This is a genomic window from Streptomyces sp. NPDC048696, from assembly GCF_043198895.1.
Lineage (GTDB): Bacteria > Actinomycetota > Actinomycetes > Streptomycetales > Streptomycetaceae > Streptomyces.
On sequence record NZ_JBICVJ010000001.1, the window covers coordinates 156,794 to 169,201 of the forward strand.

At 72.3% G+C, this 12,408-nt stretch carries 6 protein-coding genes; 3 read left to right on the plus strand and 3 right to left on the minus strand.

What is annotated here, in order from left to right; all coding sequences use genetic code 11:
- The first annotated feature begins 31 nt into the window (after nucleotides 1-31).
- Together ACGFRG_RS00815 and ACGFRG_RS00820 are read left to right on the plus strand one after the other, a co-directional pair.
- Complete coding sequence (locus ACGFRG_RS00815) at nucleotides 32-913, plus strand: helix-turn-helix domain-containing protein (protein ID WP_393259955.1); 882 nt, start codon at nucleotides 32-34, stop codon at nucleotides 911-913.
- Nucleotides 900-1,784, plus strand: coding sequence for an oxidoreductase (locus ACGFRG_RS00820; protein ID WP_393259958.1), 885 nt, complete (start codon nucleotides 900-902; stop codon nucleotides 1,782-1,784). The genes ACGFRG_RS00815 and ACGFRG_RS00820 overlap by 14 nt, the downstream gene beginning before the upstream one ends.
- Before the next feature lie 150 nt (nucleotides 1,785-1,934).
- Here ACGFRG_RS00820 and ACGFRG_RS00825 read toward each other — a convergent pair whose 3' ends face one another.
- Entirely contained in the window at nucleotides 1,935-2,303 is a 369-nt protein-coding gene (locus ACGFRG_RS00825) for a hypothetical protein (protein ID WP_361416407.1), read from the minus strand.
- A 390-nt stretch (nucleotides 2,304-2,693) separates the two neighbouring features.
- On the opposite strand from ACGFRG_RS00825, the gene ACGFRG_RS00830 reads away from it, so the two are divergent.
- Nucleotides 2,694-3,767 (plus strand): amidohydrolase family protein, encoded by a 1,074-nt coding sequence (locus tag ACGFRG_RS00830; RefSeq protein WP_393259961.1) that lies wholly within the window; start codon nucleotides 2,694-2,696, stop codon nucleotides 3,765-3,767.
- A gap of 189 nt (nucleotides 3,768-3,956) precedes the next feature.
- Here ACGFRG_RS00830 and ACGFRG_RS00835 read toward each other — a convergent pair whose 3' ends face one another.
- Together ACGFRG_RS00835 and ACGFRG_RS00840 are read right to left on the minus strand one after the other, a co-directional pair.
- Nucleotides 3,957-5,243, minus strand: coding sequence for an MFS transporter (locus ACGFRG_RS00835; RefSeq protein WP_393259963.1), 1,287 nt, complete (start codon nucleotides 5,241-5,243; stop codon nucleotides 3,957-3,959).
- Nucleotides 5,240-12,373, minus strand: coding sequence for an amino acid adenylation domain-containing protein (locus ACGFRG_RS00840; RefSeq protein ID WP_393259966.1), 7,134 nt, complete (start codon nucleotides 12,371-12,373; stop codon nucleotides 5,240-5,242). Before ACGFRG_RS00840 ends, ACGFRG_RS00835 begins: the two co-directional genes overlap by 4 nt.
- Nucleotides 12,374-12,408: the final 35 nt, after the last annotated feature.

The window sequence follows — 12,408 nt, forward strand, 5'->3', positions numbered from 1 at the left end:
GGGTGGGTGCGGCACGGCCACCCTCTTCGCGATGTCGGCCCGTACGTTGGTCGGCATGGACAACAACCGGCTGAGTGAGTTCCTGCGGGCCCGCCGCGCACTGGTGCGCCCCGAGGACCACGGGATGCCCGCGGGGGCGCGCCGTACTCCTGGTCTGCGCCGTGAGGAGGTTGCCGTCCTCGCCGGGGTGAGTACCGACTACTACGTACGGTTGGAGCAGGGACGCGAGCGCAATCCCTCCTCCCAGGTCCTGCGGGCCCTGGCGGCCGCGCTCCTGCTGGAGGACGAGGAAGCCGCCTACCTGCGCGCCATGGTCGATCCGCCGCAGCGACCACGGACCCGGCCCGTTCGAGAGCACGTCGGCCCGCAACTGGTGTCGTTGCTGGATGCCTGGGCGGACACCCCGGCTCTGGTCTACGGCCGATACCTCGACCTGCTGGCCGTCAACTCCCTGGGTGAGGCGCTGTTCTCCTGGCTCGGCAGCGAGACCAGCCTGATCACGGCCATGTTCCTCAACCCGGCCGCCCAGGGTTTCTACCGCGACTGGGCCGTCGTGGCGCAGGGGTGCGTGGCCGCGCTGCGGGCCGCCAATCCCACCCCGGACGATCAGCGGCTGCAAGAACTCGTCGGCGAACTGTCGGTGTGCAGCCCCGAGTTCGCCCGCATGTGGGCGCGCCACGACGTGCGGGCCAAGACGGCCTCAGCCAAGCGTTTCCGGCATCCGCTGGTCGGCGACCTCACTCTCGACTTCGAGACCTTCTCCGTCAACAGCGCCCCCGGCCAGCACCTGGTGGTCTACCGGGCTGAGCCCGGCAGCGCCGCCGAACAGTCGCTGGCCCTGCTGGGCAGCCTCGCCCTCACCGACTTCCACGACGTTCAAGACGAAGGAAACATCCCGCATGAGCGCCCCTGACTCCTGCGTTGACTCCTCCGTGGACTCGCCCGTGTGGTTCATCACCGGCTGCTCTTCGGGTTTGGGCCGGGCACTCGCCCGCGCCGTGCTGGAACACGGGTGGCGTGCCGTGGTCACCGCCCGGGATGCCGACAAGGTCGCCGACGTGGTCGCCGGGCACGAGGAACGCGCCCTCGCCGTGGCGCTGGACGTCACCGACGCCGAGCAGATCGCGAAGGCGGTCGCCCAGGCTCAGGCAGCCTTCGGACGGATCGACGTACTGGTCAACAACGCCGGGTACGGGTACCTCGCCGCCGTCGAAGAGGGCGAGGACGACGAGGTTCGCACGTTGTTCGACACCAACGTCTTCGGCCTGGTCAACACCACGAAGGCCGTCTTGCCCGGCATGCGGGCCCGTCGCTGCGGCCACATCGTGAACATCTCCTCACTCGGCGGCCTCGTCGGCTTCGGCGCCACCGGCTACTACCACGCCACGAAGTTCGCCGTGGAAGGTCTCTCCGAGTCCCTCGCCGCCGGGGTCACCCCCTTGGGCATCAGGGTGACGATCGTCGAACCCGCCGCGTTCCGCACCAACTGGTCCGGACCCTCCATGCGCCAGTCCGCCGCAACCATCGACGACTACGCCCCCACCGCGGGCACACGACGCACCGGCACCCTGGCCACCTACGGCCACCAGCCCGGGGATCCGGCACGCGCCGCCCAGGCCGTCATCGACGCCGTCACCGCCGAACGGCCACCGCTGCGCCTGCTGCTGGGCAAAGCCGCGTACGACATCGCCACCGCCAAACTCGACTCCCTCAAAACCACCTTCGACGACTGGCGGGAGGTGACTCTCGGCGCCGACTTCCCCCCGGAGCAGACCGCGGGCTGACGGCGCACATCACCGATAGCCGAGACCAACTCCCGCCCCGGCACCGCCACGCCGGGGCGGTGTGACGAGGACCGAGTCCCCGTCACACCGCCCAGAAGACACCACGGGCACGGCCCCCGAAGACACATACGGGGCACGCCCGCCGCGGTATCAGGAGACGCGCTGGATGGTCCAGGCGTTGTTGTTGAAGCCCTGGTTCGGGAAGGAGACGCAGGAGCCGCTGTAGTACGAGCTGGTCTGGACCCAGCCGGCGGGGTAGTACGTGGACCCACAGGCCTGGACGACGGTGCCTATGGGCAGGCCGGTGAGCTGCTTGATCATCTTGATGTTCGGGGCGAAGTTCTGGCCGCCGCAGGTGTTGCTGTAACCCCAGTTCACGTCGACGTAGCCGGCCGGGGTGGCGGTGCTGGCGCAGGTGGTCGTCACGTCACCCGGGGCCGCCTGGGCGGGCGCGGCGGCGAGGCCGGACACCGCGGCAGCAGCGGCCAGGGCCATGGTGGCGGTACGCAAACGGGACATGGTGAGCTCCTTGGATCCGAAATCAGCCAACGCGATCTGACATCCCGTTCCTATCGGCCTGGCCACACAGCACAACAGCCGCTTTCCAGCCTCGATGTTCACGCCATCACCTCGAAAGCAACACAATCTCCACACACCGCCCCTCTCTCCGCTGAAGCCGACCCCTTGAGCACGAGCCCGGCCAGACCGAGGCACGCGCCGGGCCGTAGGGGACCGGCATCCGGGTGAGTTGTCGAACAACTTCACGTCGGCACCGGGCGTCTGGGACAAGACTTCGAGATGCGCCCCCTGGGCACCCTCCTGAATGAGGTCCAGGTGTTGTAGCGGAGTGGCCCGCCATCGTTCCCGGGGCGCGACGGACGCCTGTGTCAAACGGAGGTCATCATCGTCATGTCACACATCAGCCGACGCCTCGGGGTGGCCGGCGCGGTACTGACAGCAGTGGCTGTCGCCGCGTCCCCGGCGGGGGCGGGGACGGGGTGTTTCGACCGAGCGAGAGATCCCTACACCTCGCAGGTCGACAGCCATCTGCACTTCCGCCCGTTCGGCGGGCAGGCGATTCCGTTCGAGGAACTCACCGGGTATCTGCACAAGAGCGGTGTCCGGCACGCGAGCATGTACGGCATCGGGCAGACCTTGCCGGTGAACTCCAACTGCACGTACTACTTGAACTGTCCCGGCACTCCCGTGGTGCCGAGTATGAAGAACGACTTCGCCAACGCCGAGAATTATGTGGAGACGAAGCCCAAGGACCCCGGGCTCACGGTTTCCATGACGTTTATGGACCTGAACAACCCGAAGACCATCCCGCCCGGAATCGCCCTCTACGACAAGGAGTACCCCGGGGTGTTCCGGTGGGCCGGGGAGGTGAACCTCGTCAAGCAGGCGCTGTTCCCCAACCGCCACACGCCCGCGACGAGCGAGAACATCAAGAGCTGGGCGCCGTTCATGAAGGTGCTGCGGGACCGCAGGATTCCGATCACCATCCACTCGGATCTCGGGAGCGACACGGACCAGACGAAGTATCTCCATCTGATGGAGGAGACCCTTCGGTTGTATCCAAAGAACAAGATCGTGTGGGCGCACATGGGCCTGTCCAAGGAACTCACCACCATGGATCCCGACCGGCACATCGGAATGATGAAGAGACTCCTGGACGCGGACCCCAATCTCACGCTGGACCTCAGCTGGCGGGTGCTGGAAGACAGCTACTTCAGCAAGCCGGGAGTCAGGCGGAAGTACGCCGCGTTCTTCGACCGGTATCCGACCAGGGCCATTCCCGGGACGGACTTCGTGGCCTCACGCGACAAGGACTACCACGTATACGAGCAGGAGCTTGAGGTCACCAGCCGGATCAACAAGGCATTGGACGACCGGGCTTTCCGTGACATTGCCCTCGGGGAGAACTACTACCGGATGCTCGGCCTGAAGGAGAGCGCACCGGAAGTGTGCAGGGCGGGGTAACTCAGAATCTCAAAGCGGTCTTTGACGACAGGTCACTTCGTTTCGTCGTGGGATCGCGGTGTCACCAGCCACCGCACACCGCTCCCCGGAACAGACAGGCACTCCGTTTGTGCATGCGGTCCCGGGGCGCCCTCCGGGCGGGTGCGGGGCGCCCACGCAGAGGGCGCCCCGCCCCGGGTGCCGCTTCGGCTAGTTCGGGGCCTGCGCCGTCGGCGTCGGCAGGTCGCGCAGGGTTCGCAGTGGGCCCTTCAACAGCAGCAGGGCGCACAGGGCGTTGCCCGCGTACAGGATCCACAGGGCGTCGCGGTCGCCGACGGCCGTGCCCAGGGCGCCGCCCAGCAGGCTGCCGACCGGCACCGTTCCGTACATCACGAAGCGGATGCCGGAGCTGACCCGGCCGAGCATCTCGGGCGGGCAGTACACCTGGCGGAAGCTGACGATGACGACGTTTCCGGCGACGATCCCGGCCATCAGGCAGAACTCGCCCACCAGGAAGGCCAGTAGCCCCACCCCGTTCGTGGTCAAGGGGATCAACAGGCCGAACGGACCGGCGCCGAAGGCGCACAGCAGGACCGCGCGGGCCGTGCCGAACCGGCGGGCCAGGCGCGGCGAGAGCACCGCGCCCAGGACGCCGCCGAGCCCGGCCAGGGCGATCAGCACGCCGACCACGGTGCCGTCGGCGCCGACCGTGCGGCTGAGGAAGAGGATCGCCAGGGACTGGGCACCGGCGAGGAAGAGGTTCATCGCCGCGTCGCAGACCAGGATCGTCCGCAGGAACGGATCACGGGAGAGGAAGGCGACGCCGTCGCGGATCTCCCGCACCAGCCCCTTCTCCCCGGGCACGCGCTCCGCGCCGCCCGGCGGGCTCTCCGGGGTGCGGATCCTGGCGAGCAGGACGGCCGAGACCAGGAAGCTCAGCCCGTCGGCGAAGAAGCCGACGGCCGCGCTCCCGGCCTGGGCCAGGGCGCCGCCCACGCCCGGAGCCACGACTTCGGCGGCGGACTCGCTGGTCTGCAGCCGGGCGTTGCCGTCCGCGAGTTCCTCGGCGGGCAGCAGAGCCGGCACATACGCGCTGTAGGCCGCCCGGAAGAACACATCGGCCGTGCCCAGCAGCAGCGCCACCACGAGAAGCTGACTGGTCGTCAGGGCGTCCAGCCACGCCGCGGCGGTCAGGGAGAACATCAGGGCCGCCGAGACCGTGTTGCACACGATCATCACCGGCCGCCGTCGCATCCGGTCCGTCCAGGCGCCCACCGGGAGGCCGATGAGCAGCCAGGGCAGCCAAGCGGCGGCGTTCAACAGGCCCATGGTGAACGACCCGGCACCGAGCGCGTCCACCGCGATCAGCGGCAGCAGGACCCGGGTCGCCGCGCTGCCGCACTGGCTCACGGACTCCCCCGTCCACAGCAACCGGAAGTCCCGGTGGCGCAGGGGGCCCGGCGCCCGGTCCGGCCGGGCCGTCGTCGCCGCCCTCATCGGCGCACCAGCGCTTCGCCGACCGGTACCTCGCCGACCAGCGCCTGGCGCAGCAGCGCCCCGATCTCCGAGGCCGCCTTCGGCGTCATCATCTCGCCGTGGGTGCAGGGCGCCTGGTGGTGCGTGATCCGGCCCGTCAGGTAGGGCCGCCAGGTCTGCGGATCCGGTGTGTCGGCCTCGTGCGCGGCCGACACCAGGGTCAGGTCCCCGTCGAACACGCCCGGGTGGTGGCCCGTCGCGAGCGTGTCGTGGTGGACGAACGTCTCGCCCAGCGCGGCGACCGTCCGCTCGTCGAGCGCCGCCAGCGGGCCGTCCTCCGTACGGGCCGTGCGCAGGAAGTCCGGCGCGGACAGCGGGCCGGTGGCGGGAAGGGATCCGGTGGGGTACCCGAGCGAGTCCAGCAGTTCCCGCAGCGGGTCCGCCATGGGCCCCGCCTCCGCGCCCGGATAGCCGTCGAGCAGCACCGGCGGCGCCACCTCCTGGCCCGCCTCGCGCAGCCGCACCGCGACCGCGTGCGCGACGAGGGCGCCGAAGGACCAGCCGAGGAGGTGGTACGGACCGGACGGCTGCACCGTACGGATGAGGGCCGCGTAGTCGTCGGCCATCTCCGCCACGCTCGCGGGCCGCGCCCCCGGCTCGCTCAGCGCGCGGGCTTGCAGGGCGTGCACGGGCCGGTCGGGACCGAGGTGGTCCAGGAGTCCCCGGTAGACCCAGCCGATGCCCGCGCCCGGGTGGACGCAGAACAGCGGGGGCTCGGTGGCGGTGCCGGGCTGAAGAGTGATCAGCGGCGCCGTCGGCTCGTCGTCGGTGCGGCCGGTCGCCGCGTGCGCGGCGAGGCCCGCTACGGTCGGGGCGGCGAACAGGTCCTGGACACCCAGCTCCTCCCCCAGCGTCTCGCGGACACGGGACATGAGCCGGGCCGCCAGCAGGGAGTGGCCGCCGAGCGCGAAGAAGCCGTCGTCCGCGCCGACGCTGCCCTCCGGCAGGCCCAGGACCTCGGCGAACAGGTCCGCGATGGCCTTCTCCCGGGGGGTACGGGGAGCCGTACCCCCCGTGCGGGCGGGATCCGGTGCGGGCAGCGCCGCCCGGTCGAGCTTGTCGTTGGGCGTGCGCGGGAACGCGTCGAGGACGACGAACGCCGACGGCACCATGTGGTCGGGCAGCACGGCGGCCAGGTGGGCCCGGAGCGCGTCCGGTTCACAAGCCGCGGCGGCGCCCTGCGCCGGGACGGCGTATCCGACCAGGCGTTCGCCGGCCGGCCCGTCGCCTCGTACGGCGACCGCCGCCTGTGCGACGCCCGGGGCGCCGGCGAGGGCGGCCTCGATCTCGCCGAGTTCGATGCGGAAGCCACGGATCTTGACCTGGTCGTCGGCGCGGCCGAGGTAGTCGAGACGGCCCTGGCGGTCCCAGCGGACCAGGTCGCCGGTGCGGTACATCCGCGCACCCGGCTCGAACGGGCAGGCCACGAACCGCTCCGCCGTCAGCCCCGGCCGCCCGAGGTAGCCGCGCGCCAGCCCGGCCCCGGCGAGATAGAGCTCGCCCCGTACACCCGGGGCCACCGGGCGCAGGGCCTCGTCCAGCACATAGGCGCGGGTGTTGGCGACCGGCTCGCCGATCAGCGGGCGTTCGCTGCGGGAGGTCTCCCAGCACAGGGCGTCGACGGTGCACTCGGTCGGCCCGTACAGGTTGAAGGCGACCAGCCCGTCGGTGCGGCGCAGCCGGGTCCACAGCTGCTCGTCCGCGGCCTCGCCGCCGATGAGCAGCACGCTCGGCGGGCTGTCGAGCAGCCCCTCCTCGACCAGTTGCGCGGCGTGGGTGGGGGTGACGTCGACGACGTCGAGGGCGGTCGCGGCGATGTGGCGCACGAACGCGGCCGCGTCGCGGCGGACTTGGTCGCCGATCAGATGGAGTTCATGCCCGGCCACCAGCCACATCAGGCCGTCGAGGGACGCGTCGAAGGAGAGCGATGCGGCGAGCGCCACCCGCAGCTGCCGTCCTGCCACGGCCTGTTCGGCGCTGGCCATGGTGCGGGCGCGGTGGAAGGCGTGGAGGTTGCGCAAGGCCGCGTGGTCGACGACGACGCCCTTGGGGCGGCCGGTGGAGCCGGAGGTGTAGACGATGTACGCGGCGTCGCCGGGGCGCGGCGCCGTGCCCGGCCCGTCGGCGGGGTGCGCGGCCAGGGCCGCCTCGTCGTCGACGAGGAGCCGGGGCGGGCGGACCGTGTCGTCCAGGGGCAGCCCGGCGGCGGTCGCGGTGTCGGTCACCAGGAGCGTCGGGGCGGAGTCGGCCAGCATGTGGGCGATCCGCTCCTTCGGATACTCGGTGTCGACGTGGACGAAGGCGGCGCCCGCCTTGAGGACGGCCAGCAGCGCGGCGACGGAGTCGGCCGAGCGCGGCAGGGCCAGCGCGACCACCCGCTCGGGACCGGCACCTGCGGCGATCAGACGGTGGGCAAGGCGGTTGGAGCGGGCGTCGAGCTCGGCGAAGGAGAGCCGGGTCTCGTCGTGGACGAGCGCGGTGGCCTGCGGGGTGCGGGCCGCCTGCGCCGCGAACAGCTCGGGCACGGTGGCTGCCGGGACGGGCAGCGCGGTGTCGTTCCACTCGGTCAGCAGCCGGTGCCGGTCCGCCGGCGTCAACGGGTCGGCGGCGGCGACGGGTTGGTGCGGCTCGGCCGCGAGCTGTCCCAGCACCCGGGTCAGCGCGGCGGCGACGGTCTCGGCGGTGGCCCGGTCGAAGAGCTCGGCCGCGTATTCCACGTGTCCCGCGATGCCCGCCGGGGCGCCGTCGGCGGTGTACCGCTGCTGGACGTCCACGGTCAGGTCGAACTGGGCCACGTCGAAGCGGAACGGCTCGGGCAGCACATCCAGACCGGCCAGCTCCAGTGCGCCGTCGGTGCCGTCCTGGACCTGGAGCATCACCTGGAAGAGGGGGTGACGGGCCAGGGAACGCTCGGGGTTGATCGCCTCCACGACCCGCTCGAAGGGCACGTCCTGCCGCTCGTACGCCTCCAGGTCCGCCTCCCGTACACGGCCGAGCAGTTCGGCGAACGTCGGATCACCGGACACATCGGTGCGCAGCACCAGGGTGTTGACGAAGAACCCGACCAAGTCGTCCAGCGCCTCCTCACCGCGCCCCGCCACCGGGGTGCCGATCGGGATGTCGCCGCCCGCGCCCAGCCGGGACAGCAGCACCGCGAGACCGGCCTGGACGACCATGAACAGGGTGCATCCGTGCTCGCGTGCCAGTCCCAGCAGGCGCGCGTGGAGTGCGGCGTCCACCTCCACCGGCACCGCCGCGCCGGTGAAGCCCGGCGCGGCCGGTCGCGGCCGGTCGAAGGGCAGCGCCAGCTCCACGGGGGCGTCCGCCAACTCACCGCGCCAGAAGTCGAGCTGACGGGACATCAGTGAGGCCGGCTCGTCCTCCTCGCCCAGCAGCTCGCGCTGCCAGAGCGTGTAGTCGACGTACTGCACCGGCAGCGGCGCGAACTCGGGCGCACGCCCGTCGCGACGAGACTCGTACGCCTCGGCCAGATCACGGAAGAGGGGGTCCCAGGACCAGCCGTCGAGGGCGATGTGGTGCACGACGAGCGCGAGGACGTGCTCTTCCTCGGCCGTCCGATACAGCGCCGCGCGGACGGGCGGGCGGGTGGCCAGGTCGAACGGCTCGGCCAGCAGGGCCTCGAGGGCGGCGCCGGGCTCCTCGGGCCCGCAGGGGACGACGTCCAGGCGGACGGCCGCGTCGGCAGCGGGCAGCACCCGCTGGTACGGCTCGCCGTGCGTCTCGGGGAACACCGTGCGCAGCGTCTCGTGGCGGCCGGTCACGTCCGTGAGGGCCGAGGCCAGGGCGTCGGCGTCCAGCGGGCCGCGCAGCCGCAGCGCGAACGGGCAGTGGTAGGCGGCGCCCTGGCCGGCCCGGCTGAGGAACCACAGGCGGCGCTGGGCGGGCGAGAGCGGCGGGGCGGCGGGGCGCTGCGGTGCCGGGGCGAGCGCCGGACGCGCCGGGGCCGGGCCGTCGGCGCCGCCGAGGCGGGCGGCGAGCCCGGCGACGGTGGGGTGCTGGAAGAGGTCGCGGATACCGAGCTCGGCGCCGAGCGCCGAACGGACCCGCGAGAGCAGCCGGGTGGCGAGCAGCGAGTGCCCACCGAGGTCGAAGAAGCTGTCCTCGGCGCCGACCGAGGGCACGCCGAGCACCTGCCCGAACAGGCCCGCCAGGATCTCCTCGCGCGGGCCGCGCGGGGACCGGGAGGCGGATTCGGCGGTGAAGTCGGGCGCGGGCAGGGCGGCGCGGTCCAGCTTGCCGTTGCGGTTCATGGGGAAGCTCTCCACGGCCACGAACGCCGAGGGGATCATGTGGTCGGGCAGGTGCTCGGCGAGCTGCTTGCGCAAGGAGGACGCCTGCGCGCTGTGGCCCGCGGCCGGGACCACGTACGCCACCAGGCGCTTGCCGCCGGGGCCGCCGTCGCGGGCGATCACCGCGGCCTGGGCGACCTGCGGGCAGCGGCGCAGCGCGGCCTCCACCTCTCCGGGCTCGATGCGGAAGCCGCGGATCTTGACCTGGTCGTCGGCGCGGCCGAGGTAGTCGATGCGGCCGTGGCGGTCCCAGTGGACCAGGTCGCCGGTGCGGTACATCCGCGCACCCGGCTCGTACGGGCAGGCCACGAAGCGGCCCGCGGTGAGGGCCGGGCGGCCCAGGTAGCCGCGGGCCAGGCCCGTGCCGGCGAGGTAGAGCTCGCCCGCGACGCCCGGGCCGACCGGGCGCAGCCGTTCGTCCAGGACATAGGCGCGGGTGTTGGCGAGCGGGAGGCCGACCAGCGGCTCCTCGCTTTCGGCGGCGTCCCACCACAGGGTGTCGACGCTGCACTCGGTGGGGCCGTAGAGGTTGTGGCAGAGCAGGCCCTCGGCGGCGCGGACCCGGCTCCACAGGGCCCGGCCGGCCGCCTCGCCGCCGAGGAGCAGGACGCTCGGGCGGTGGCCGGGACCGTCCAGCAGCCCCTCCTCGACCAGCTGTTCGGCGTAGGTGGGCGTCACGTCCAGCGCGTCGATGCCCCGCGCGGCGAGGTGGCGCACCAGGGCGGCGGCGTCGCGGCGGGTGTCGTCGTCGACGAGGTGCAGCTCATGGCCCGCGACCATCCACAGCAGCCCCTCCCAGGAGGTGTCGAAGGAGAGCGCGGCGGTCAGCGCCATGCGCATCCGGCGGCCGCCGCCCAGCTCCTCGGCGCGGGCGATGACCCCGGCGCGGTGGAAGGCGTAGAGGTTGCGCAGTCCGGCGTGGTCGATCACCACGCCCTTGGGTTCGCCGGTGGATCCGGAGGTGTGGATGACGTACGCGGCGTGGTGCGGGTGGATCGCTCGTCCCAGGTCGCTCGCCGGGAAGCGGCTGGGGGCGTCGACCAGGACAAGGCCCGCGGCCGTGGCCGGCAGGTCGGGCGCGGTGGCGCGGTCGGTGACGACGGCGGTCGAGGTGGCGAGCAGCTTGGCGATGCGCTCGGCCGGGTAGTCGGTGTCGACGGGGACGAAGGCGGCTCCGGCCTTGAGTACCGCGAGCAGCGCGACCACCGATTCAGCCGAGCGGGGCAGTGCAAGCGCGACCAGGTCCTCGGGGCCGATTCCGTGCGCGACCAGGCGGTGGGCGAGGGAGTTGGCCCGCTTGTTGAGCTCGGCGAAGCTGAGCGCGGTGTCCTGGAAGACCAGGGCGGTGGCGTCCGGGGTGCGGGCGGCCTGCGCCTCGAACAGCTCCGGCAGCAGCTGCTCGGGCACGGGGGCCGCGGTGTCGTTCCACCCGCCGAGGACCTGGTGGCGCTGCTCGGCGCAGAGGGGGTCGGCGAGCGCGGCGGGCCGCGCGGGGTCGGCGGTCAACTGCTCCAGTACGCGGGCGAGCGCGGCGGCGACACCGGTGGCGGTCTCCCGGTCGAACAGGTCGGTCGCGTACTCCAGCGCTCCGGTGATTCCGGCCGGGGCGCCCTCCGCGTCCCGCCGCTCGTGGAAGTCCACGGTCAGGTCGAACTTGGCGATGTCCCAGCCGACCGGCTGCTCGGCGCAGGCCACACCGGGCAGCGCGAACGCCGGGCCCTCGCCGCTCTCCAGGGTCATCATGACCTGGAAGAGGGGGTGGCGGGCGAGGGAGCGCTCGGGGTTGAGTGCCTCCACGACCCGCTCGAAGGGCACGTCCTGCCGCTCGTAGGCCTCCAGATCCGCCTCGCGTACACGGCCGAGCAGTTCGGCGAACGTCGGATCACCGGACACATCGGTGCGCAGCACCAGGGTGTTGACGAAGAACCCGACCAAGTCGTCCAGCGCCTCGTCCGAACGCCCCGCCACCACCGTGCCCAGCGGGATGTCCGTCCCCGCCCCCAGCCGCGACAGCAGCACCGCGAGACCGGCCTGGAGCGCCATGAACAGGGTGCACTCGTGCTCCCGGGCCACCTCGGCCAGGCGGGCGTGCAGCGCGGCGTCCAGCTCCACCGGCACCGAACCGCCCGCGAAGCTCGCCACCGCCGGGCGCGGCCGGTCGTAGGGCAGCGAAAGCTCCGCCGGAAGCGCGGCCAGCTCCTCGCGCCAGTAGCCGAGCTGATGGGCGATCACGCTCTCCGGGTCGTCCTCCTCGCCCAGCGTCTCGCGCTGCCATTGGGCGTAGTCGGCGTACTGCACCGGCAGCGGCGCGAACTCGGGCTCGCGGCCGTCGCGGCGTGCCTGGTACGCCGTGGCCAGGTCGCCGAGGAGCGGGCCCCACGACCAGCCGTCGGTGGCGATGTGGTGGATCACCAGCGACAGGACGAACTCGTCGTCGCCCAGGGTGAACAGAGCGGCCCGTACCGGCAGTTCGACGCTCAGGTCGAAGACGTGACCGGCCTCGTCGGCGAGGGCGGACGGCAGGGCGTCCTCGGTGATCTCGACCACCCGCAGGGCGGGCGTGCGGTGGAGGACCTGCTGTACGGGCTCGCCGTCGACCTCGGGGTAGACGGTCCGCAGCACCTCGTGCCGCGCGGTCACGTCGTCGAGGGCCGCCGCCAGCGCCACCCGGTCGAGGCTGCCGCTCAGGCGGGTGGTCAGCGGGCAGTTGTAGGCCGGGCCGGTCTCGGGCATCCGGTTGAGGAACCACAGCCGTCGCTGGGCGAAGGAAACGGGGTACACGGGATTCTCCTGGGAAGTGCGGGGAGCGACGGGGT